The sequence below is a fragment of the Parasedimentitalea nitratireducens genome (assembly GCF_057444295.1).
In genome coordinates this window covers 23,046-46,376 of sequence record NZ_JBYAXC010000001.1, presented here as the reverse complement: position 1 = coordinate 46,376, position 23,331 = coordinate 23,046, and the positions used below count along the sequence as shown (strand labels likewise).

Below are 23,331 nucleotides of genomic sequence, written 5' to 3'. Positions count from 1 at the left end.
AGCGGGGGTTGGTTTCGAGCGTCCGATATTCTGAGTGACCGTACGGGCCAGCTTGATAACATTTGCACCGCTGGCTGCGATCTTGCCCAACGAGAGGTTTTTGGGATCATGATGCTCGGTCAAATCGCATCTCCATCCGCTAGAATGCCAAGGTCACGAGCGAGCTCTAACTGTATCAGGACAACTTCGTATTTAGCGTCAATATGAGCCATTTCACGTTGAACCCATTCCTCATAGATGGAGACAACATCCAAAACCGAGCGTTGACCTGCTTCGAACTGTGCCTGGAACAAACGGTATGTTTCGCGGCTGCTGCGGGCAAGGTCGGCGGCTTCTGCTTCTTGACGACGATACGAGGCTAGCCGCTGGGTTTGGCGGCTGTAATTGCGGCGGGCATCTTCTTCGGCCTCGGCAACCAGTCGTTGAGCTGTCTCGCGCGCGGATTCGATGGCCTTGAGCATAGCTGGAGTGCCCAATCCCAGTGGCGTTGCCAGATCCAACGTCAGGCCGGCACCAGAGCCATCGGTTGTGGCATTACCGGCAGCCGAAATCTGTGGCAAAAGCCCGGCCCGATCCATTTTGGTCTGAGCCACTGAACGGGTTGCTTCGGCACTGGCCTTTAAAACGGTCAGGAAGTTGCTGCCCTCAGGCGGTGTGCCCAGGCTCAGCTGTGTTGGTGCCGTTGCAAACTCTTGCCCGGTCATGGCCTTTAGCTCGGCGCGAGACGTTGTCGCAGCTTCGTGGGCTGTGGCGCGCGCTGATTGCATACCATCGACTTTACTTTGCACGACACGAAGGTCAGCCCGATCGGATACGCCGCCGTCTACCCGGCCACTGACGATCCGTTGGAATTCACTCATCCGGGTAAGGGCGCGGCTGCCCAACGCCGCCTTCTCATCGCCGCGCAAACCAGCAACATAAAGTGCTACAGCTGTTTCCACCCGGTCGTTCATGTCGATCGACAGATTTACCGCGGCAACTTCGACATCTGCGGCAGCAAACTCGCGTTCAGCCTTGCGGCGGCCATTATCGAATAGCACCTGTTCGATCAGTATTCCGGCGACTACATCCCCAAGATCAGTCAGGCTTACTGATGGCCCGATTGTAGGAAGCCAGTTCTTTGACTTGGCTTCTGCGCGCAGCTTTGCACTGGTGAGTTCAGCTTCGGAGGAGCGGGCAGAAGCTTCAATCGCTGCTGTTCCCACAGTGTTGTACGTACTTCCCTCTTCAAGCAGAGATCGACGGTCAAGCAAGGTCGCAATGACCTCTGACCCTTGTTCGCTATCGGATTGAACAAAGCTGCTGGTGGGTTCGTTAGGGGGGGTGTCAGAGTTTGCGGAGCCCAGGAAAGGAAGCGTATCTGCACAGGCAGACAGGCTGCATAACAGTGCTATCGCGCTGATATGTCGTCCCAAATGCATTCCGCCCTCTTGTAAGAATACGCCAATAGGCGCGTGGTTGTGCTTGGCAGCACGAACAGCGCTGCCAAGCAAGACGATCAGATGATTACGGTAATGTCGTCTTCAACAACCAAAGTCGTGCCGTCGTCGCCGATGGTGTAGACGTCATAGGTCTCGCCATCGATCGTCCGGGTGGTGCCTGTGTTGGTCGCCCCGGTCACTGTGACGGTGTCGTCATTGCCGCCGTGGATTGTTACAGTGTTCGAGTTGTCGGACAGAGCATTGATGTCGGCTTCGGTCAGGGTCAGGTTCACGTCTGCCGCATAATCGAGGTTCAGCGCGTCAACGTTGAACTGCGAAAGGCCTGCATGATCAGCCGAGCCCACTTCCGTCGCGTTGTCTTCCAGCACCAATAGGGTGCTCGAGTTGTTGCCGACGGAATCCTCGCTGGTCACGACCAAGTGGGTTCCGTCCGAGATTGGAGTGTTGAATGTGAATTCGGTTCCAAACACACGGTCCACAGTTTGGGTCGAGGCGGGGGTGGTTACACTTCCGTCGCTTTCGAGCGCATTCACTGTGTAGCTGTCGGTAAAGCCCTCGGTGGCGATGCGGCGCACGTCACCTGAACTAAAGGTAACGGAATCCACGCCCGGATTTTCGACAAAAGTATCAACCGACAGGGTTTCGGATGTTGTATAGCTATTACCAGCAGCGTCGGTGGCAGTGACGCTAACGGTGGTGTCATATTCACCGTCTGCGATCGACCCAGCCTCGTAGAGGACGGACCAGTTGCCGGAGCCGTCGACTGTTGCCGTACGGGCGACGCCAGCAACAGTTACAACTACAGATGACCCAACTTCGGAGGTGCCTGTGAGGGTAACGCCAGCTTGAGATTCTGCCATGCTGACAGTGTTGTCTCCACCTGCACGGCTGCCATCAATGCTGGCAAAGGTGCTGGTGTCGATTGCAACGGTGCCGGTTGTTGTTGCAGTGTTGCCTGCCGCATCGGTGGCTACTGCGGTGATGTTCGCATCATATGTACCCGAAGTGATTTCGGAACTGCTGAACGTGGACGACCAGTTGCCGCTGGAGTCGGCGGTAACAGTGTGGCTAACCGACCCAAGTGTTACCACAACACTGGCTCCGGCCTCGGCCGTTCCGTTAAGGGTAACGCCTGCGTTTTGCTCGGTGGCGTTGATGACATTGTCGGCGGTGACCGAACTGTTCAAGGAAACGGCGGTTTCGGTATCAACTGTGACAGTCCGTGTGGTTGTGGAGCTGTTGCCTGCTGCATCCATGCTGGTCACGCTGACAGTGCTGTCATAGGTGCCAGAAGTAATGGATGACGCCGCGTAGTTCACCGACCATGTGCCATTGCTGGCAACGGTTGTGGTCCGGGTTTCGCCCTGGAATGTCACTTCGATCGAAGCGCCGGCCTCTCCGGTACCGGTCAAGGTAATGCCATCAGACGCTTCGGCAGCGTTGATGACGTTGTCGCTTTCGACAACGTTTATGCCGAGCGCTGGGGCTTCGGTATCAACTGTGACGGTGTGGGTTGTGGTCGAGCTGTTGCCCGCGGCATCAACACTGGTCACGCTGACAGTGCTGTCATAGGTGCCCGATGCAATCGAAGAGGCGGCATAGCTTACTGACCATGTGCCATTGTTGGCAACGGTGGTGGTTTGTGTCACGCCCTGGAATGTCACTTCGATGGAGGCTCCGGCCTCTCCGGTACCGGTCAAGGTAACGCCATCAGACGCTTCGGCGGCATTGATAACGTCGTCATTTTCGACGGTATCAACCCCAATTGGCGGTGCAACTGTATCAACAACCAAGACATCAGTTGAAGTCGTGCTGTTGCCTGCCTCATCCGTTGTCGTGATTGTAATGTCAGTGGTGTACTCACCGGTCAAAATTTCGCTGCTGTCAAAGGCGATAGACCAGCTGCCATCATCTGCAACAGTTGTGCTACGTGTGGTGCCGTTAATTTCCAGTGTTACCGTGGCACCCGGTTCACCGGTGCCTTCGATGACAGGATTATTGCTGTGCTCGTCTGCGTTGACAATGTCACCGGTGGATTGGGTGCCCGAAGTGATATCAACGGTTGGTGCTGTGGTGTCTCCGCCGCCGCCGCCACCACCGCCAGCAACGCCGCCAACAAGGGCAGCACCACCAACTACAGCGGCACCTGCAGCGCCGGCTCCACCTAGCAGCGGTGCAGCTACAAGAGGTGCAACAACTGGTTCAATGCGGTCGATGTCCAGGAACACCATGTCATCATAGGCGCTCCATTTTCCGGTCAAATCCAAAGGTTCGTATGACGCAAAAAGCATGCCTGAGGCACGGTCTTCCAGAACCACCTCGATGAATTCACCGTCCTGGCTTAGGAACAGGTTTTTGCCACCCGTGGCTCCGACATCATAGAAGCCATCTAGAATAAGGGTTTCACCATTGGCCAAAGTAACATGAAGATCATGTCCGCGTCGGGCGTAGCTTTCCACATCCGAGGGCCTGAGATTCAGGGAAATGTCTTTTGAAAGCGTTGTATCGATTTTGGCGGGGGTGCCTTCGGCAAAATTGCCATGCTGCTTAGTGCCCGTCATATCACGGACGATGTATCCGACAGTGCTCATTATGTTACCGCTCGCTAATTTACCTAAAATAGCAGCATTAACTGCCTAGGTGCCTGATGTTTTACTGTTCTAATGCCGTCTTATGCGGCTCATTAAGGCACACTATGGGGCGATTTTAAGGCAGTTGTCCATACTTAGGGCAGGGTTCACTAACCGAAAGCAGAGGGAAATGTGACTTCGATGCCTCATATTTGTAGATGCATCGATGAAACCCCCACCCGTTTTTGACGTTGGTTAATAAATTGTTAACGGCAGCGGAGATTGCGGCTCAAACTGGGCCTTTATGTGGCGACGTTGATTTGCGGACCGGTAAAAGCCTGAGACGAACAACTCGAAGAACGGTATCGTTGTTCTTGGATCAATGGATCTGTGCACGGGTGAGCCGATGCGCTATCTGCCCAAAATGAAGCCAGAGTAATGGTCGCTCTAAAGTGAACGCTTGTTCGATTAAAACTTTGTGGCAATTAGGGAAAAACACACCAATTGTAGTTAGTATGGTCTGCGTTACACGGTGTAAGGTTTCAGACGCAAAAGCGCGCTCCCTAAGACCAGTTTCGCACGTAGGACACTGCCAATTGAGCAGCCTTCAGAACGTCGTTAGCCGATTCCGGCACCGAGCAGATTTAGACAAAATAATGATGCAGACAACTTCGGCTCTGTAGGTGGCTGGTGATGTCCGCGCAGGTTTCTACCCGACAAGGGCAGTCGCAATCTAGGAGGCCAGTTTGAAATGAAAGACCTTGCCGAACTTTTTGCCGAGCAGTACGGCGAAACGCGTGAACAAGAAATGTCATTGCAGGATTATTTGAATGGGTGTCGAGAGGATCCAAGCCTTTATGCAAATGTCGCAGAGCGTATGCTCAAGGCGATTGGCAAGGAAGAGCTTGTTGATACCTCCAAGGACTCTCGGCTGGGCCCAATTTTTCAAAACCGTACGATTAAACGCTACGCGTCTTTCCAAGATTTTTATGGAATGGAAGACACGATTGAACGTATCGTTGGTTTCTTTCGTTATGCTGCGCAGGGGTTAGAAGAGCGCAAGCAAATCCTTTATTTGCTTGGGCCGGTCGGCGGGGGTAAGTCGTCTTTGGCAGAGCGGCTGAAGCGCTTGATCGAGGAAGAGCCGATATATGTATTAAAGGCGGGAGATAAGGTCTCGCCCATTTTTGAATCTCCGCTGTGTTTGTTCGATCCAGTTCGCATGGGTAAAATACTGGAAAAGGAATATGGTATCGCCCCCCATCGGTTGCCGGGGTTGATGTCGCCGTGGGCGGTGTTGCGGCTGGATGAGTTTGAGGGGGATATCAATCGGTTTTCTGTGGTGCGTATACATCCCTCACGATTGCGCCGGATTTGTGTCGCCAAAGTGGAGCCGGGAGATGAGAACAACCAGGATATTTCGACGCTGGTGGGCAAGGTTGATATCCGCATGTTGGAGCATTTCAGCCAGGATAATCCGGATGCCTATAGCTTCTCGGGTGGGCTTAATCGGTCGACCCAAGGCGTCATGGAATTTGTCGAGATGTTCAAGGCGCCGATCAAGATGCTGCATCCTTTGCTGACTGCCACCCAAGAAGGCAATTACATGGGCACCGAAAGCTTTGGTGCGATCCCGTTCAATGGATTGATTTTGGCACATTCGAACGAAAGCGAATGGCAGAATTTTAAGAACAATAAGAATAACGAGGCGTTTATTGATCGCGTTAGTATCGTCAAGGTGCCCTACTGCTTGCGCGTCGGCGAAGAAGCAATGATTTACGAAAAGCTGCTCCATAACAGCGAGCTGAAATCTGCGCCTTGCGCCCCGGAAACTCTCAAGATTCTCAGCCGGTTCTCGGTGTTGTCGCGGCTGAAACTGCATGAGAATTCGAACCTCTACTCAAAAATGCGGGTCTATGACGGCGAAAGCTTGAAAGATACCGACCCCAAGGCCAAAACCGTGCAGGAATATCAGGACCGTGCTGGTGTAGATGAAGGCATGACTGGGGTCTCTACCCGGTTTGCATTCAAGGTGCTCAGTTCTGTTTTCAATTTTGACACCGAAGAACTGGCTGCGGATCCGGTGCATCTGATGTTTGTGTTAGAGCAGATGATTAAACGCGAGCAGTTCCCACCTGAAACCGAGACACAGTATCTGGAGTTCATCAAAACAGAGCTTGCTCCTCGCTATGAGGAATTCATCGGCAACGAAATCCAAAAGGCTTATCTAGAGAGTTATTCGGAATACGGTCAGAACGTGTTTGATCGATATATTTCATACGCAGACGCCTGGATTGAAGAACAGGACTTCAAAGACCCTGATACGGGTCAGCTCTATGATCGTGACATTTTGGATGGTGAGTTAAGCAAGATCGAGAAGCCGGTTGGCATAGCCAACCCCAAAGATTTCCGCAACGAAGTGGTTAAATTTGCACTTCGCCATCGTGCCAATACCGGCAGCAATCCGGCGTGGAATTCGTACGAGAAGCTTCGAGATGTGATCGAGCGCCATATGTTCAGCCAAGTCGAAGAGCTGCTGCCAGTGATCAGTTTCGGCAGCAAGAAAGACAGTAAAACCGAAGGCAAGCACCTGGAATTTGTCGAACGCATGCGCAGCCATGGATATACCGATCGCCAAGTGCGTCGGCTGGTTGAGTGGTACATGCGGGTCAACAAGGCGGGGTAACAGGGAAAGGTCCGTGATCTGATGCATCACTTCATCGACAGGCGCCGCAACCCCAAGGGCAAAAGTCTCGGTAATCGACAAAGGTTCCTGCGCCGAGCCCGAGAAAATATTAAGGAACGTGTCGACCGCTCGGTGCGTGGCAGGACGCTACAGCAGGACGGGGGAGAAGACAGTGAGGGCGAAAAAGTAACAATCCCCGCCAAGGGCCTAAAAGAGCCACGGTGGGCCCATGCTGCGACGGGTGGTCAACGGCAACATGTTTTGCCAGGAAATAAAGAGTTTGTGGTTGGTGACACTATACCACGGCCGCAAGGCGGAGCAGGGCAGGGGGGGCGCAAGGCATCGGAAGATGGCGATGGCGATGATGAATTCTCTTTTACCCTTACTCAGGACGAATACCTGGAAATTCTGTTTGATGGACTGGAGCTGCCAGACCTGGTTGAGAAGAATACCTTTGAAACACTCACGATCGGGACACGGCGCGCGGGGCTTACAACTGCCGGTTCCCCGAACAATCTGAACTTAGTACGCACAATGCGTAATTCGTTGGGGCGCCGAATTGCTCTGCAACGACCGTCGTTGTCGGATCAGCAAGAGCTGGTAAAACAGATTGATGAGCTGAAGTTGAAAGAGCCGCTTACCGAGACGCAAAAGTTGATGCTAAAGGATTTGCAGGATCGGCTGGATGTACTTGAGCGCAAGCGCCGGGTGGTTGGCTATATCGATCCGCTGGATCTGCGGTTCGATACTTTCGTGCCCGAGAAAATCCGCAACTCCAAGGCAGTTGTGTTCTGCTTGATGGATGTCTCCGGCTCTATGCAAGAGCGCGAAAAGGATCTGGCCAAACGGTTCTTCCTGTTGCTGCATCTGTTTTTGACACGGGGATACGAACATACGGAAATTGTGTTCATTCGCCATACACACCAGGCTCAAGAGGTGGATGAGGAGACATTCTTTTATGCGCGCGAAACTGGCGGGACAATTGTCTCGACTGCGCTGGAGAAGATGAAGGAAGTCATAGCCGAGCGATTTCCAACAGATGAATGGAACATATATGGTGCCCAGGCTTCGGATGGTGAGAATTTTGGCAATGACTCACTGCGCTGTAAGTCTCTGCTATTGGAGGATCTGTTACCCGTTTGTCAGTTCTATGCCTATGTCGAAATTGTCGATGAAGAGGCCGACATGCTGCTGACCAACGCTGAAGCAGGCGAAGACCTGTGGCAGGCTTATCGCCAGGTCCGGGAGCAGGTGCCGCATTTTGAGATGCAGCGCGTGTCGCTACCCTCACATATCTACCCAATCTTCCGAGAGTTTTTCCTTCCAAAAATAAAAGGGGCCAAGCATGCAGGCGGATAAGACCTCTTCGAGGGTGTTGTTTGATGGTCCGGAATGGACGTTCGAGCTGCTCGAAAAGACGCGGGACGCAATTGAAGAAATAGCGTTGGAAGACTTAGGGCTGGATGTTTACCCCAATCAGATTGAGATCATCTCGTCCGAGCAGATGTTGGATGCCTATTCCTGTGCGGGGATGCCGCTGATGTATCAGCACTGGTCTTTTGGCAAACACTTTGCCCGTGATGAGGCGCTGTATCGCACCGGGCGCCAGGGGTTGGCATATGAGATTGTCATCAACTCCAATCCCTGCATTAGCTATAATATGGAAGAAAACACCATGGCTATGCAGTCGCTGGTCATGGCGCATGCGGCCTTTGGGCATAATCATTTCTTCAAGAACAACTACCTGTTCCAACAGTGGACAGATGCTGCGGGTATTCACGATTATTTGGCCTTTGCAAAGAACTATATATCAGCCTGCGAAGAGCGCTATGGGTTGGATGCCGTCGAAGAGGTGTTGGATGCGGCCCATTCGATGCAGGCCCAAGGCGTGTTTCGCTATGGTCGCCCGCCCCAACCCACGGTGGCAGAAAAACAAGCGATGCAGCGTGTGCGCGACGGGTATGAAAGTAGCCAAAGCCTGTTGGACTTGTGGACCGACAACACCATGCGCCGTGAGGACGATGGGAGCGGTGATGACGATCCCGCAATTGCCAAGCGCCAAAAGGAATTGAATCTGCCTCAGGAAAACATTCTGTATTTCCTTGAGAAGAACAGCCCTATCCTCCAGCCATGGCAACGTGAGACCCTGCGTATCGTTCGCAGCTTGGCGCAATATCTGTATCCGCAAAAGCAAACCAAAGTAATGAACGAGGGCTGCGCGACCTTTGTACATTACTACATCATCAATAAGCTGTTTCAGCAGGGAAGGCTGACGCAGGGCGCTCTTATGGAGATGATGCATAGTCATACCAATGTGGTGCTGCAGCCCGAGTATGACGACCCGCGTTACAGTGGCATCAACCCCTATGCGCTGGGATTTGCCATGATGCAGGATATTCGGCGAATATGTGAGGCCCCGACCAAAGAGGATCAGAATTGGTTCCCAGATTTTGCAGGTGATCCTGATTGGCGTGGGGTGCTTCGGCAGGCTTGGGCCAATTATCGGGACGAGAGTTTTATCCAGCAGTTTTTGTCGCCGCACTTGATCCGAAAGTTCAAGATGTTCACCCTGACCAATGATGAAGACAATCCCAATTTGGTGGTCAGTCAAATCCACAATCGTGCAGGCTATCGTAATATACGCCGTGATCTCGCTCGGTCATATGATCTCGCTTACCTTGAGCCGGATATTCAGGTGACTGATGTTGATTTACGTGGGGATCGCGAACTGAAACTGACCCACCTGGTTCGCAACGGCATTCAGCTTGATGCGGACAATCGGAACGAAGTTCTAAAACATGCGAGAACGTTGTGGGGGTACGAAGTGGAGATGAGCACTAGAGAAAGTGACTAGTGGATCTGTTTTTTTGCTGGCCATTGAAGTCGGGCAAAAACAACACCTGCTACTGATATTCCTGTCAAACCCCACAACGCGTAGGCGGTTCCGTAGTGGGACATTAGCCAGCCGGCAATAGGATAGGTTAGCAACCAACAGCCATGCGAGAGCGTGAATTGTGCGGCAAATATTGCCGGGCGATCTGCGGGCCGTACAGAGCGGCGTAAGAGACGTCCTGATGGTGTTTGAATCGTAGAATAGCCAATTCCTGTGATCAGCCAGGAGGCCAGCAGTGGCAGTAAAGATAATCCGACCAGTTCAGTGTGTAGAGCCAGCAATCCTTGGGCGGAAATGGCCAATATCGCGCCCATAAACATGACGCGACGGTCGGGGTAGCTTCCCAGCAGTCTTGGCAGGGCTACGGCCGCCAACATCGAGCCCATTCCAAAGCTCGCCAGAACCCAGGCTACAATGTTCTCGCCCAAGTTCAGTTCACTACGTACCAGCACAACTGTATTGACGAATACCATAGAGCTGACCGCCGCTGCACAAAGCGACAGGCCGAGCAGGCCTCGGAGACGTGGCGTTTGCAGATATAGCCTTGTTCCACGGGTGGTGCGGTCGAGGATATTGCGCCTTTTGGTTGGGTTGGGAGAGGGCAGGGTTATTGAAAGAACCAACAGAGCTGACGCCATAAATCCAAGTGCCGTGCCAAAGAACAAGGTGCCAAAGGCCATGACGGTAAGCAGGGCCGCTGCAAGCGCTGGCGACAGAAGGCTTTCCAGATCATAAGCCAACCGGGACAGAGACAAGGCGTTGGTATAGTCGTCTTCGTCAGTCAGAACATCAGGGATTGAGGCTTGAAAGGCTGGGGTGAAGCCCGCAGATGAAGCCTGCAGCAGAAAAATCAGTACATAGATGTGCCAAATCTGATCAGCAAAGGGTAAGGCTAGGGCGACGCTGGCGCGGATTAAATCAAGGCTGACCAACCATACTTTCCGTGGCCGTCCCTCGGCTAAGGCTGACGCAATGGGGGCGATGGTGACATAGCTGACCATCTTGATGGTCAATGCAGTCCCTAAAACCAGCCCGGCCTGATCTCCGGCCAAATCATAGGCGAGTAGCGCCAGGGCAATTGTGGCCAGCCCAGTTCCCATGACAGCGATCAACTGCGCGGCGAACAGGTGGCGATAGGTCCGGTTTTTGAGAACGCTCAGCATCAACTATAAATACCTAGATATGTCTTTGAAATTTTTGGTGTCGGCAATCTGGCGGTCTTCATTCGTATCAAGGCAGTGATCGATATGGTCAAAGATCAGCGCGCGCTTGGCATTGGTGATTGCCTTTTCGACGGCTTGCAATTGCTGTGCGATTTCTGTGCAGGGGCGACTTTCATCTATCATAGAGATGACAGCTGCAAGATGACCATTTGCACGTTTTAAGCGTGCCGAGATTCGCGGGTGAGAATTGTGTTTGTGAGCTTCGGGCATGGTTTAGGTATCCCCCTGGGGAGGATATGGTCAAGTGCATGATCACCGATCGGGTAAAAAAAGAACCCCGAAAAAACGGTCGTAACCGAATTTTTTTTTACGATCTGGTCGCACAGTTGTCGAAAATTCACCATCTGTCTGGGTTCAAGTGGTTGAAAATAAGCCGTTGTTAGCGCTCGCTCTCTGGCTGCTCAGTGTGCTCGGCTTGGTATCGAACGCGCATTGACAGTACGGATCGTAGATTGGATACAATATGAACGTAGTCAAAACTTGGCACTGGGTTCGGGTGGAAAATCGCTGTTTTCAACAGAAATAGCGATTCCGTGCCTATTTTTGAGGCGACCTTTTCGCTAGTGCACAAGGTTTTGGCGATAAAAAATAAATGGGAGTTGAAAATGAAAGCTAGGTTTTTGATGGCAGCCGGTGCATTGGCGCTGAGCACCAGTTCCGCCTTTGCCAGCACGTTAGTTTATTGTTCCGAAGGATCGCCCGAGGGTTTTGACCCTGCGCTGTTTACAGCGGGTACTACCTTTGATGCCTCTTCGCATCCGATCTACAACCGCCTGCTGGAATTCGAAACTGGCACGACCAACGTAATCCCTGGTCTGGCCGAAAGCGTAGAAGCCAGCGACGACGGTCTGACTTATACGTTCAAGCTGCGTCAGGGTGTTAAGTTCCACTCCAACGATGCGTTCACGCCAAGCCGTGACTTCAACGCAGATGACGTGATTTTCTCGTTCGAGCGTCAGCGCCTGGAAGACCACCCGTACAACAAAGTATCGGGCGGCACTTGGGAATACTTCTCGGGTATGTCGATGCCGGACCTGATCGGTTCGATCGAGAAAGTGGACGACTATACCGTCAAGTTCACCCTGACACGCCCCGAAGCTCCGTTTGTTGCCAACATGGCGATGGACTTTGCATCGATCATGTCTGCTGAGTACGGCGAAGCCATGCTGGCTGCTGGTACACCAGAAGCAATGAACACCGCGCCAATCGGCACTGGTCCGTTCTCCTTTGTTGCTTACCAGAAAGACGCGGTCATCCGCTATCAGGCTCATGATGCGTATTGGAAAGACAAGGCCGAGATCGACAACCTGATCTTTGCGATCACACCTGACGCTTCGGTTCGCTACCAGAAGTTGAAGGCTGGCGAATGCCACGTGATGCCTTATCCAAACCCAGCGGACATTGCTGCGATGCAGGACGACAGCTCTATCACTATGATGGAGCAGGAAGGCCTGAACGTTGGTTATCTGGCGTATAACACCACCATGGCGCCGTTCGATAACCCAAAGGTTCGTCGCGCGCTGAACATGGCGATCGACAAGCAGTCGATTATTGATGTTGTGTTCCAGGGTTCGGGCCAGATCGCCAAGAACCCAATTCCACCAACCATGTGGAGCTATAACGAGGCTGTTCAGGACGACAACTACGATCCAGAAGCAGCCAAGGCGATGCTGGAAGCTGAAGGCGTTTCCGATCTGTCGATGAAGATCTGGGCTATGCCAGTTCAGCGTCCTTACAACCCCAATGCCCGCCGTATGGCTGAACTGCTGCAGGCAGATTTCGCCAAGGTTGGTGTGACCGTTGAAATCGTATCCTACGAGTGGGGCGAGTATCTGTCGCGGTCGAAAGATCTGAACCGTGACGGTGCTGTACTGTTGGGTTGGACTGGTGACAACGGCGATCCAGATAACTTCATGGCAGTTCTGCTGGGTTGTGACGGACGTGAAGCTTCGAACCGCGCACAGTGGTGCCACCAGCCGTTCGAAGACCTGATCCAGAAAGCCAAGATCGTAACTGATGCTGGTGAGCGGACTGCTCTGTATGAGCAAGCTCAGGAAGTGTTCAAAGAGCAGGCTCCATGGGCCACTATCGCTCACTCGGTTGTTTACATGCCAATGAGCACTAAAGTCAGCGGTTACAAGGTCCACCCACTGGGCGGCCACATCTTCTACGGCGTTTCAGTCGAGTAAGATAACCTAATCGAACCGGGGCCCAGATTGGGCCCCGGTTCACATTAATGCTTTCCGGAGACAAACTATGACGAATTCTCTGGCCGAATATCGCCAGTTGGCCAAATCTTTGGCTGTTGATGCGCTGGCGCTGGTTCCAGGTCCAAACTTCACCCGCGCCCTGGGCCATACTTTTATGAGCCACGAACGCCCCTTTGTGCTGGTCGTTGCCGCTGACGGCCCTGCTGCTGCTATCGTTCCCAATCTTGAGCTGAGCTCTTGGGATCTGGTTGGCTTTGACGGTGCAGTGTTCGACTGGCGTGATCAGGATGGTTATTCGAATGCCTTTGCAGCCCTTGCGCAGCATATGCCGATGAAACGGCTTGCTGTCGAAGGCCAGGTGATGCGGGTTTTTGTGCATCATGCGTTGAAGCAGGCGCAACCCGAGCTGGAAATCATTGACGCCGAGGTCGAAATCTCGGGGTTGCGGATGATCAAGACTGACGCCGACGTTGCGGCGCTGGAAGCCGCAGTTGCCCTGTCCGAACGCGCATTGCACCGCGTGCTTGAAGATGTTCGCGTAGGACAGACCGAAAAAGAAATCGAAAGCGCGCTAATCCAGGCGCTGTTCGCTGAAGGGGCCGAGGGCATGGCGTTCTCGCCCATCGTGGTTGCTGGGCCGAATTCAGCGATGCCACACGCCCACGCTGGCGACTACAAAGTGCAGGAAGGCGATCCGCTGCTGTTTGACTTTGGTGGTCGCAAAGATGGATTTGCAGCCGATATCACCCGTACCGTATTTGTGGGTGAGCCCAGTGATGAGGCACGCGACGTTTACAACACTGTGCTGGCGGCCAACATGGCCGGCCTTGATATGACCCGCGCCGGTGTGACAGCCCATGAAATTGATGATGTTGTGACCGGCGTGCTGGAAGCTTCGCCTTACGCCGACCGTATCCGCACAAAAACGGGTCATGGGCTGGGGCGCGACGTGCATGAAGCTCCCTATGTCATGCGCGGCAACCATCAGGTTCTGCCTGCGGGCACTGTCTACACCAATGAGCCTGGGCTGTACCAAGAAGGCAAGTTTGGCGTCCGCATTGAAGATGACGTGTTGATCACCGAGGACGGGTACCGTTCTCTCACCCAATTCCCCAAAGAGTTGATGATTGTAGGTCGCTGATGTTTCGTTACACGCTCTCCCGTCTTCTCACGTTTTTGCCAACCTTCTTTGGTGTAACGCTGATCTCTTTTGCTTTTATCCGGGTGCTGCCCGGGGACCCTATCATTGTCATGGCTGGTGAACGCGGCATGACCGATGAACGCTATCAGGAAATGGTGGTGAAACTGGGTTTTGATAAACCCGTGGTGCAACAATACTGGGACTATCTGACCGGTGTGTTGCACGGGGATCTGGGCGAAAGCTTTGTCACCAAAAAACCGGTTTGGGATGAGTTCTTTGCTCTGTTCCCCGCCACAATGGAACTTGCGATCTGCGCGATGATTTTTGCCATTCTGCTGGGCTTGCCTGCTGGCGTGATTGCTGCCGTGAACCGTGGCAAATTCTTTGACCGCGCGCTGATGTCTTCAGCTCTGATTGGTTATTCGATGCCGATTTTTTGGTGGGCGCTGCTACTGATTATCGTGTTTTCTGGCAATCTGGGGTGGACCCCGGTGTCTGGTCGGATTGACCTCCTTTTCTATTTCGATGCGGTAACTGGTTTCATGCTGATCGACAGCCTGCTGTCGGGCCAGTCTGGCGCTTTCACTTCTGCCGTGCGTCACTTGATCTTGCCGACAATTGTTTTGGGCACGATCCCACTGGCGGTGATTGCAAGACAGACACGTTCGGCGATGCTTGAAGTTCTGGGTGAAGACTACATTCGCACAGCCAAGGCTAAGGGGCTGTCGCCAACGCGCATCAACGGTTTGCATGCATTGCGTAATGCCTTGATCCCGGTGATTACCGTGATCGGCCTGTCCGTTGGTACATTGCTGGCGGGGGCGATCCTGACCGAGACTATTTTCAGCTGGCCGGGCATCGGCAAGTGGATGGTCGATAGCATCTTCCGTCGTGATTATCCGGTGGTGCAGGGTGGCCTGCTAATGATTGCCGTGATCGTAATGATCGTGAACCTTACTGTTGATATGCTTTATGGCATCATCAACCCAAAAATCAGGAAGCGGTGATGACCGACGTGACTTCTTCAAACGGGGCAACACGCCCCGGTCCTCTGCGCGAATTCTGGTATTATTTCCGCGAAAACCGTGGTGCGGTGTTTGGCTTCTGGTTCTTTTGTGCCTTTGTCTTCTGCGCTGCCTTTGCGCCTTGGTTGTCACCATTTGACCCAACCGAGCAGTTCCGCGAGTTCATCTTGCAACCGCCTGTCTGGCAAGAGGGTGGATCTTGGACGTTCCCACTGGGTACTGATCCATTGGGCCGGGATATGTTGTCGCGGCTGATTAGCGGATCTCGCTATTCGTTCTTCGTTGGCATCGTGGTTGTCAGCATTTCCGCATCGAGTGGTATCATCATCGGACTGCTGTCCGGCTTTGCTCCGCGTTGGCTGGATTCAGTCATCATGCGGGTGATGGACATCATTCTTGCATTCCCGTCGTTGCTACTGGCGCTGGTGTTGGTTGCCATTCTTGGGCCATCGCTGACCAATGCGATGATTGCGATTGCCATCGTGTTCCAACCGCATTTTGTGCGTCTGACCCGTGCTTCGGTATTGGCTGAACGGCAAAAGGACTATGTGACGTCGGCACAAGTTGCGGGTGCAGGCCTGCGACGACTGATGTTTGTCACTGTTCTGCCCAACTGTCTGGCACCGATTATCGTACAGGCCGCTTTGTCGTTCTCGACTGCAATTCTGGACGCTGCAGCGCTTGGCTTTCTGGGCATGGGGGCGCAACCGCCCACACCGGAATGGGGCACCATGCTGGCAGAATCGCGTGAGTTTATCCTGCGTGCCTGGTGGGTGGTAACACTGCCTGGTCTGGCGATCCTGGTGACCGTGCTGGCAATTAACCTGATGGGCGACGGTCTACGTGACGCGCTTGATCCGAAACTAAAGCGGAGCTAACGATATGAGCCTGCTGAATATTCGTAACCTGACGGTGGAGTTTGCCACCGCATCAGGAGCATTTCGCGCCGTGGACGGCGTTGACCTGAACGTCGACAAGGGCGAGGTCATGGCCATCGTGGGGGAGTCTGGGTCCGGCAAATCCGTATCCATGCTCGCCCTGATGGGGCTGTTACCTTGGACTGCCAAGATCACGGCTGATGAGATGACATTTGAAGGGATCGACCTTCAAACCATCACTGCTCGTGAACGTCGCGACATCGTGGGTCGTGATATCTCGATGATCTTTCAGGAACCGATGTCGTCTCTGAACCCCTGTTTCACTGTTGGCTTCCAGATCAAGGAAGCCCTGCGGCAGCATTTGGGGATGGATCGCAAAACACGGCACAAACGCGCGATTGAGCTGTTTGAACAGGTTGGCATTCCGGCTGCGGAATCCCGCCTGAACGTGTTCCCACACCAGATGTCCGGGGGCATGAACCAGCGGGTAATGATCGCCATGGCGATTGCCTGCAAACCCAAGCTGTTGATCGCGGATGAACCAACCACGGCCTTGGATGTCACCATTCAAGCGCAAATCCTGGATCTGTTGGTTTCCCTGCGAGAAGAAACCGGAATGGGGCTGGTGTTGATCACCCACGATATGGGGGTTGTAGCCGAAACATCGGAACGTGTGCAGGTTCAGTATGCGGGTCAAAAAGCCGAAGAACAGCCTGTTAGGGACCTGTTCCGCAAGCCCTTTCACCCGTACACCGCTGCACTGTTGTCTGCTTTGCCTGAGCGGGCAACAAGCAAGCTGCTGCCAACGATCCCTGGGGTCGTGCCGGGTCAGTTTGACCGGCCCAAGGGATGCCTATTTGCGCCGCGTTGTGCTCATGCCCAAGAAATCTGTCATACCACTCCGCCAGTTCCGGGTGGTTCAGAAACGGGCCGGGCGCGCTGCCATTTCCCAGCTGTCGCACTTGAGGAGGCCGTACAATGAATACGCCTGTAGTATCCGCTCGAGGCCTGCAACGGTTTTATGAGGTAAAAGAAGGCTTCATTTCAAAGCCCAAAACTGTTCGCGCCTTGTCAGGAGTAGATTTTGACCTGCACGCGGGGCAAACGCTGGCGATTGTAGGGGAATCCGGCTGTGGCAAGTCCACTTTGGCGCGGCTGATCACTATGATCGAAGAGCCAACCGGTGGCACGCTGACCATCGATGGTAATGAGGTTCAACCAAGTGACTGGGCTTCACTGCGAAAGTCAGTGCAGATTGTGTTCCAGAACCCCTACGGTTCTTTGAACCCTCGTCAAAGGATCAGCGTCATTTTGACTGAGCCGTTGGTCATCAACCGGCCGGATATGCAGGCGTCAGAGCGTGAAGCCAAAGCACGTGAGATGCTGGAGCTGGTTGGTCTTCGTCCTGAGCATTATGATCGCTATCCTCATATGTTCTCGGGCGGGCAGCGGCAGCGGATCGCGATCGCGCGGGCCTTGATGCTGGACCCCAAGATTCTGGTGCTGGATGAACCTGTGTCGGCGCTGGATGTTTCGATCCAAAGTCAGATTCTGAACTTGCTAGTGGAATTGCAGGACAGGCTGGGGCTCGCTTATCTGTTTATCTCTCACGATCTGTCGGTGGTGAGACATTTTGCTGACGATGTGATCGTGATGTACCTGGGCCGCGCGGTAGAACACGCGAGCAAAGAAACGCTATTCGAACATCCACGCCACCCCTATTCCAAGGCTTTGTTGTCGACAACACCGCGGGCCGACCCTGAAGCCAAGCGCGAGCGGATCAAGCTGGAAGGGGAGCTACCGTCGCCGATGGACAATCTACCCGGCTGTGCTTTTGCACCACGGTGTTGGCTAGCCACTGATGAGTGCAAGACCCAGCGACCTGATCTGGAAGGTGAGGACCATCAGGTGGCCTGCTTCCACCCACTGTAAAAGGAGCGGGGGCCATTGGCCCCCGTTTCCTATTCGCCGACCTGCAACTGTTCCTGCAACGATACCATGGCATCGTGGATGTGCGCATAAGTCAATCGAGCGGCTTCTTCGGCATCACCAGTTTCACAGGCGTTGAGGATTGCCAGATGTTCCTGGTTGCTGCGCTCGATTCCATCGGTCATCACCAGTTGCGCCCGTAGGTAGCGATCAATCCGGTCCATCGAGTTCTCGATGACCGAAATATGATAGGGCATTTCACTGGCCTCATAGAGAGTTGAGTGGAATTTTCGGTTTAAGTCGCCATATTCCATCGGATCCTGGGCAGCAGCAAATTGCTCGAGAAAACTGCGTGCATTATCCAGGATTTCCGGCGTCATTTTGGGCACAGACGCGCGGATGACAGCTGGTTCCAGCAAGCAGCGGAAATCAAAGATCTCGCCAGCTTCCTGCATCGACAAACAGGCGACAACAGCCCCTTTGTAGCGGATTGCCTTTACCAGCCCTTGCTGCTCCAGCATGGTGATGGCTTCTCGCACAGGGATGCGAGAGGTGTTAAAGGCACGGGCAATTTCGTCCTGGCGCAAGGGGGCACCGTCGCTCAGGTCGCCTTCGATGATTGATTTGCGCAAAGCGCGAAAAATAATAGTCGCAGCAGAGGCCGATTTCCCGATATCAACAGACTGAATTTTCAAGATATTGGCCTTCTTCTTCGAGTTTCGAAAGCAAGTATAGCTTTGGTCTGGCTCATTGCAACGGAACTGCGTTTTTGCTGCGCTCAGTAGACGTCAAGCGCACATAATTTGTTCTTTGGGCAGCGCGCGTTCAATGTTGGTCGGCGCTGCCCTAGGTCTTAAGTGGGTTTAGAATTCTACAACAGCGCGAATTGATTTACCTGCGTGCATTAATTCAAACCCTTCGTTGATCTGATCCAAGGACAGCTTGTGGGTGATCATTGGGTCGATCTCGATCTTGCCGTCCATGTACCAATCGACAATCTTGGGCACATCAGTACGGCCAGACGCACCGCCAAATGCAGTTCCGCGCCAGACACGGCCGGTAACCAATTGGAAGGGGCGGGTGGAGATTTCAGCGCCAGCCGGGGCAACGCCGATGATGATGCTTTCGCCCCAGCCCTTATGCGCGGCCTCAAGAGCAGCACGCATGACCTTAACATTGCCGGTGGCATCAAAGGTGTAGTCGGCGCCGCCGCCGGTTAGTTCAACAAGATGAGCAACCAGATCCCCGTCAACCTCGGACGGATTGACGAAATCTGTCATGCCAAAATGGGTGGCCATTTCGACCTTGCCTGCGTTCAAATCAACGCCAACGATCTGATCGGCGCTTGCCAGCTTCAGACCTTGGATCACGTTCAGACCAATGCCGCCGAGACCAAACACGATGGCGGTTGAACCGATTTCGACTTTGGCGGTGTTGATGACCGCGCCGATACCGGTGGTGACGCCGCAGCCGATGTAACAGATCTTGTCGAATGGTGCGTCTTTGCGCACCTTGGCCAGTGCAATTTCCGGGACGACCGTATGGTTGGCAAAGGTCGAACAGCCCATATAGTGATGGATCGGGGTGCCATCCAGCATCGAAAAACGCGTGGAGCCGTCAGGCAGCAGGCCTTGACCCTGGGTCGAGCGGATCGACTGGCACAGGTTGGTTTTTGGGTTTAGGCAATAGTCGCATTCGCGACATTCTGGTGTGTAAAGCGGGATCACATGGTCGCCAACTTCCAAGCTGGTGACACCTTCGCCCACTTCGATCACCACACCAGCGCCTTCGTGGCCGAGAATGGCGGGGAAAATGCCTTCGGGGTCATCGCCGGAACGAGTGAACTCATCGGTGTGGCACAGTCCTGTGGCTTTGATTTCAACCAGAACCTCGCCAGCGCGGGGACCTTCCAGGTTGACCTCCATGACCTCCAGTGGCTTGCCAGGTGCAACAGCAACAGCAGCGCGCGTTCTCATCATTGTATTTTCCTTTGTTCTGTGGGGGTCAGACCAAAATTGTCTGGCGGCGACCGATAGGCGGTGATGGCAAAGATAGCATGCGCAATGCATCACTTGATATGCTTCAAGACCTACCCAAGCGGAACCAACCACGCAAGTTCGACGGAGGCTTTCTAACGGCGGAGCCCGGATGCCTGATTGCAAAATGCGACTGGTTTCTGCCGAACTTCGTCATTTTGACTGGTGGGGTTGAGTTTAGATCGTTGTTTTTAAACTGATAAAATTGTCGCGCCAATATTTTTCAAGAAAGAGCTGTTTTCTGGCCTAAACGCTCTTGACCCTCCCGTGACTGGAACCTCCATATGACCTAACATAGGAATGACAATTTGAGGTTTCCCATGTCCGACTCTTCCCGGATTACGTTGCAAATAACTGGCCTGACTTGTGCTGGCTGCGTTGGTCGTGCCGAACGTGCATTGGCAGCCGTTGATGGCGTGTCGCAAGCCACAGTCAATCTGGCAAACAGTACTGCCCAGATTGAGGGTGGCACAGGTTTGTCACCCAAATCTCTGGCCACAGCGCTTGCCGACGCCGGGTATCCTGCGGCAGAAACCCAGATTTCGTTGCAGATAGATAACCTGAGCTGTGCATCTTGTGTGGGACGTGTTGAGCGGGCTTTGCTCGCGGTACCCAGTGTGACCTCGGCAAGCGTTAACCTTGCAAACGAGATGGCTCAGGTGAGCTTTTTGTCGGGCAGCACGAATATCGAAGAGCTTGCCAACGTTGTGACTGCAGCTGGTTACCCTGCGCGTTCACTGGATGGGAACGTGGACGAGCATGCAGAGGCAGATCAGCGCAAAGATGCAGAGATCAGGCACTTGGGCCGTCAGGTGTTTCTTGCTGCCGTGCTGGCGTTACCTGTGTTTCTGATCGAGATGGGGGGGCATATGATCCCGGCGTTGCACCACTGGGTTGCGGCAAACATTGGTTTGCAACACAGCTATTTATTCCAATTCATCCTGACAACAACAGTGCTGGCTGGACCTGGTCGTTCCTTCTACGCCAAGGGTTTTCCGGCATTGTTCCGTGCTGCACCTGATATGAATTCCCTGGTGGCCATTGGCACATCTGCTGCCTATGGGTTCTCATTGATCTCTACCTTTGCTCCGGGGCTGCTGCCGGCGGGTACCGCCAATGTCTATTACGAGGCGGCAGCGGTGATTGTGGTGCTGATCCTGTTGGGACGCTGGCTTGAGGCACGGGCCAAAGGGCGCACAGGTACGGCCATTCGCAAGCTCATTGGGTTGCAGTCGCAAAGCGCGTTGGTTGTTACAGATGACAAGGCCGTGGAAACTCCAATCGAGAAAATCGCCGTTGGGGATTTAATCCGAACCCGTCCCGGAGAGCGAATTGCCGTTGATGGCGAGGTGATGTCTGGCAGTTCTTATGTCGACGAAAGTATGATCACTGGCGAGCCGCTACCGGTCGCCAAAACGATGGGTGACGCGGTTACAGCGGGTACCGTCAATGGCAATGGCGCGCTGGATTATCACGCAACGCGGGTTGGTGGTGATACCATGCTGGCCCAAATCATTCGCATGGTCGAACAAGCCCAGGGGGCCAAGTTGCCAGTACAGGGAATGGTGGACCGCATCACGCTGTGGTTTGTGCCAGCAGTAATTGCTTTTGCTGTGCTGACCATTCTGGTTTGGCTGCTGTTTGGCCCCGATCCGGCGCTTTCTTTTGCGCTGGTGGCGGGAGTTTCGGTGCTGATCATTGCTTGCCCTTGTGCGATGGGGCTGGCCACACCAACCTCGATCATGGTGGGCACCGGGCGTGCTGCCGAAATGGGGGTGCTGTTCCGCAAAGGCGATGCGCTGCAGCAGCTACAAGAGGTGAAGCTGGTGGCGCTGGACAAGACCGGAACGTTAACACAGGGCAAGCCGACATTGACGACATTTACCTGTGCGGATGGCTTTGAACGAGAGGTTGTCCTGCCAATGGTCGCGGCTGCCGAGGCTCACTCTGAGCATCCGATTGCCAAGGCTCTTGTGGCTGCTGCCGGAGGTGAACTGTCAGTTGCTGATCAGGTGGAAGCCATCCCAGGTTTTGGGTTGCGGGCTCAAGTCGATGGGCATGATCTGCTCATCGGGGCTGACCGGCTAATGGAGCGTGAGAGCATTGCCATTGGAAATCTGGCTGACACCGCAGCTGATTTGGCAAAACGAGGAGAAACACCATTATATGCAGCCATTGATGGCCGGATCGCAGCGGTGATCGCGGTTGCTGATCCGATCAAGCCGGGGACACGTGCTGCTATTACAGCGTTCCACGAACAAGGGCTGAAAGTGGCGATGATCACGGGTGATAACGCGGCCACGGCCGCTGCGATTGCTGCTGACCTGGGCATAGATGAGGTGAAAGCCGAATGCCTGCCTGTGCAAAAGGTTGAGGTGCTTGAACAGCTTCAAGCCGACCACGGCGCTCTGGCATTTGTTGGCGACGGCATCAATGATGCACCAGCGCTGGCAACTGCCGAGGTTGGTATCGCGATTGGCACCGGCACTGATGTTGCGATTGAAGCTGCGGATGTGGTGCTGATGTCGGGCGATCTGCGCGGTGTGGTGAATGCTCTGACCGTGAGCCGGGCGACAATGCGTAACATTCGCCAGAATCTGGTTTGGGCCTTTGGCTACAACGTTCTGCTTATCCCGGTCGCTGCTGGCGGGCTTTACCTGTTTGGCGGGCCGTTGCTGTCACCTGCATTGGCTGCCGGAGCGATGGCCTTGTCCAGTGTCTTTGTGCTCAGCAATGCTCTGCGTTTGCGCAGCCTTCAGCCGACCTTGAATGAAACGCAGCCGGACCCAAATATCGTTCTGGCGTCGAGCCCCGCAGAATAGGATCTAAACATGAATATCGGAGACGTTTCCACCCGTTCAGGCCTACCCGCCAAGACCATCCGCTATTACGAGGATATCGGTCTGATCAAGCCGCTGCGCTCGGCCAATGGTTACCGCAGTTTTGTCACGGCGGATTTGCACAAACTGGCCTTTCTGGGCCGTGCCCGTGCGCTGGGCTTTACGATTGAAGACTGCCGGACCTTGATGGCGCTCTATCAAGACGAAAGCCGCGCCAGTGCTGATGTAAAGCAATTGGCCAATGAACATCTGGGCAAGATCGAAACGAAGATCCGCGATTTGCAGATGATGCACGACACCCTTTCGGAACTGGTGGAGTGCTGTGCTGGCGACGACCGACCAGATTGCCCAATCCTGAGCGATCTGTCCGGTCTCTGTGGCACCGAAGGCTAAAACGTACAGCCGGGTTTCTTTTTGCCCAAAATAATCCGTTCCACCGCAGCTGCAAACGATGCCTA

General features: G+C 53.9%; 17 protein-coding genes. 11 read left to right on the top strand and 6 right to left on the bottom strand.

Translation table 11 applies throughout. The features are described 5' to 3' along the window. Nucleotides 1-119 precede the first annotated feature (119 nt). Both AC2T28_RS00195 and AC2T28_RS00190 read right to left on the bottom strand, forming a co-directional pair. Entirely contained in the window at nt 120-1,421 is a 1,302-nt protein-coding gene (locus AC2T28_RS00195; protein ID WP_486746928.1) for a TolC family protein, read from the bottom strand. Nucleotides 1,422-1,498: 77 nt separating this feature from the next. After that, on the bottom strand, nt 1,499-4,033 hold the full coding sequence (locus tag AC2T28_RS00190; RefSeq protein ID WP_486746927.1) for an Ig-like domain-containing protein: 2,535 nt from the start codon (nt 4,031-4,033) through the stop codon (nt 1,499-1,501). A 730-nt stretch (nt 4,034-4,763) separates the two neighbouring features. Between AC2T28_RS00190 and AC2T28_RS00185 the strand changes: the two genes are divergently transcribed. From AC2T28_RS00185 to AC2T28_RS00175, 3 genes are read left to right on the top strand one after another with little or no spacing between them, the layout of a single operon-like run. After that, nucleotides 4,764-6,698 (top strand): PrkA family serine protein kinase, encoded by a 1,935-nt coding sequence (locus tag AC2T28_RS00185; protein WP_486746926.1) that lies wholly within the window; start codon nt 4,764-4,766, stop codon nt 6,696-6,698. A gap of 21 nt (nt 6,699-6,719) precedes the next feature. Next, a complete protein-coding gene (locus tag AC2T28_RS00180; RefSeq protein ID WP_486746925.1) occupies nt 6,720-8,057 on the top strand; it encodes a YeaH/YhbH family protein in 1,338 nt (445 codons plus the stop codon). After that, nucleotides 8,044-9,552, top strand: a complete 1,509-nt coding sequence (locus AC2T28_RS00175) for a SpoVR family protein (protein ID WP_486746924.1) — start codon at nt 8,044-8,046, stop codon at nt 9,550-9,552. Before AC2T28_RS00180 ends, AC2T28_RS00175 begins: the two co-directional genes overlap by 14 nt. Here the strand turns inward: AC2T28_RS00175 and AC2T28_RS00170 are convergent. Together AC2T28_RS00170 and AC2T28_RS00165 are read right to left on the bottom strand one after the other, a co-directional pair. Further along, nucleotides 9,549-10,754: an MFS transporter gene (locus AC2T28_RS00170; protein WP_486746923.1), complete on the bottom strand. Its 1,206-nt coding sequence runs from the start codon at nt 10,752-10,754 to the stop codon at nt 9,549-9,551. The two genes, AC2T28_RS00175 and AC2T28_RS00170, sit on opposite strands and share 4 nt — an antisense overlap. A 3-nt stretch (nt 10,755-10,757) precedes the next feature. Further along, nucleotides 10,758-11,024, bottom strand: a complete 267-nt coding sequence (locus AC2T28_RS00165; protein ID WP_486746922.1) for a metal-sensing transcriptional repressor — start codon at nt 11,022-11,024, stop codon at nt 10,758-10,760. Nucleotides 11,025-11,419: 395 nt separating this feature from the next. Here AC2T28_RS00165 and AC2T28_RS00160 point away from each other — a divergent pair, with 395 nt between their 5' ends. The 6 genes from AC2T28_RS00160 (at nt 11,420) to AC2T28_RS00135 (ending at nt 18,000) form a co-directional block, all read left to right on the top strand. Further along, on the top strand, nt 11,420-13,003 hold the full coding sequence (locus AC2T28_RS00160; RefSeq protein WP_486746921.1) for an ABC transporter substrate-binding protein: 1,584 nt from the start codon (nt 11,420-11,422) through the stop codon (nt 13,001-13,003). A 67-nt stretch (nt 13,004-13,070) separates the two neighbouring features. Then, nucleotides 13,071-14,165, top strand: coding sequence for a M24 family metallopeptidase (locus tag AC2T28_RS00155; RefSeq protein WP_486746920.1), 1,095 nt, complete (start codon nt 13,071-13,073; stop codon nt 14,163-14,165). Continuing rightward, complete coding sequence (locus AC2T28_RS00150; RefSeq protein ID WP_486746919.1) at nt 14,165-15,172, top strand: ABC transporter permease subunit; 1,008 nt, start codon at nt 14,165-14,167, stop codon at nt 15,170-15,172. The genes AC2T28_RS00155 and AC2T28_RS00150 overlap by 1 nt, the downstream gene beginning before the upstream one ends. Beyond that, nucleotides 15,172-16,068: an ABC transporter permease subunit gene (locus tag AC2T28_RS00145; protein ID WP_486746918.1), complete on the top strand. Its 897-nt coding sequence runs from the start codon at nt 15,172-15,174 to the stop codon at nt 16,066-16,068. The genes AC2T28_RS00150 and AC2T28_RS00145 overlap by 1 nt, the downstream gene beginning before the upstream one ends. 4 nt (nt 16,069-16,072) lie before the next feature. After that, nucleotides 16,073-17,050 (top strand): ABC transporter ATP-binding protein, encoded by a 978-nt coding sequence (locus AC2T28_RS00140; RefSeq protein WP_486746917.1) that lies wholly within the window; start codon nt 16,073-16,075, stop codon nt 17,048-17,050. Beyond that, entirely contained in the window at nt 17,047-18,000 is a 954-nt protein-coding gene (locus tag AC2T28_RS00135; RefSeq protein WP_486746916.1) for a dipeptide ABC transporter ATP-binding protein, read from the top strand. Before AC2T28_RS00140 ends, AC2T28_RS00135 begins: the two co-directional genes overlap by 4 nt. Nucleotides 18,001-18,029: 29 nt before the next feature. Here AC2T28_RS00135 and AC2T28_RS00130 read toward each other — a convergent pair whose 3' ends face one another. Together AC2T28_RS00130 and AC2T28_RS00125 are read right to left on the bottom strand one after the other, a co-directional pair. Continuing rightward, entirely contained in the window at nt 18,030-18,692 is a 663-nt protein-coding gene (locus tag AC2T28_RS00130) for a GntR family transcriptional regulator (RefSeq protein ID WP_486746915.1), read from the bottom strand. A gap of 168 nt (nt 18,693-18,860) precedes the next feature. After that, a complete protein-coding gene (locus AC2T28_RS00125) occupies nt 18,861-19,973 on the bottom strand; it encodes an S-(hydroxymethyl)glutathione dehydrogenase/class III alcohol dehydrogenase (protein ID WP_486747987.1) in 1,113 nt (370 codons plus the stop codon). 380 nt (nt 19,974-20,353) lie between these two features. Between AC2T28_RS00125 and AC2T28_RS00120 the strand changes: the two genes are divergently transcribed. Both AC2T28_RS00120 and cueR read left to right on the top strand, forming a co-directional pair. Next, the gene (locus tag AC2T28_RS00120; RefSeq protein ID WP_486746914.1) at nt 20,354-22,855 is read left to right on the top strand and encodes a heavy metal translocating P-type ATPase; all 2,502 of its coding nucleotides are present in this window, start codon (nt 20,354-20,356) and stop codon (nt 22,853-22,855) included. Nucleotides 22,856-22,864: 9 nt separating this feature from the next. After that, nucleotides 22,865-23,266, top strand: a complete 402-nt coding sequence (cueR, locus tag AC2T28_RS00115) for a Cu(I)-responsive transcriptional regulator (protein ID WP_486746913.1) — start codon at nt 22,865-22,867, stop codon at nt 23,264-23,266. Nucleotides 23,267-23,331 lie beyond the last annotated feature (65 nt).